The 347-nt window shown below is 81.3% G+C and carries 1 pseudogene; it reads left to right on the top strand.

Features of this window, described 5'->3' with window-relative positions:
• Positions 1-117: 117 nt before the first annotated feature.
• Positions 118-347: pseudogene (locus E0D90_RS26150) on the top strand (hypothetical protein); the annotation flags it as partial.

Here is a 347-nt window from a genome sequence, read left to right as displayed (position 1 = left end):
CCCCCCCGCCGCGACACCCAGCCCCCTCCGCCCCGCTCCCCGGCGTGGCCGGGACAGCCGGACGCCACGCCCCTCTACACAAGGCTGGTCCGGGAGTGGCGCGACGCGGGACGCCTGGTGCCGGGCCCCCCGGACGCCGGCTGGGAGACCCTCACCGACGCCACCGGCGGCCGTGCACCGGCCCCCGCGACCGCCACCGTCACCCGCCCCGGCTGGACGGCCACGCCCGCCTACACGGTGCCGCAGACGGGCGGCAGGAGCTATCTGCCGCCGCCGCCCACCACCCCCGGCCTCCTGCCGTCACCGGGCGCCGCGCGGAACGCCGCCGCGGCCAGATCGGCCGGGGA

This window comes from Streptomyces otsuchiensis, assembly GCF_004305975.1.
Lineage (GTDB): Bacteria > Actinomycetota > Actinomycetes > Streptomycetales > Streptomycetaceae > Streptomyces > Streptomyces otsuchiensis.
Note: the sequence above shows the minus strand (reverse complement) of the source record. Positions and strands in the feature narration are given on the sequence as shown.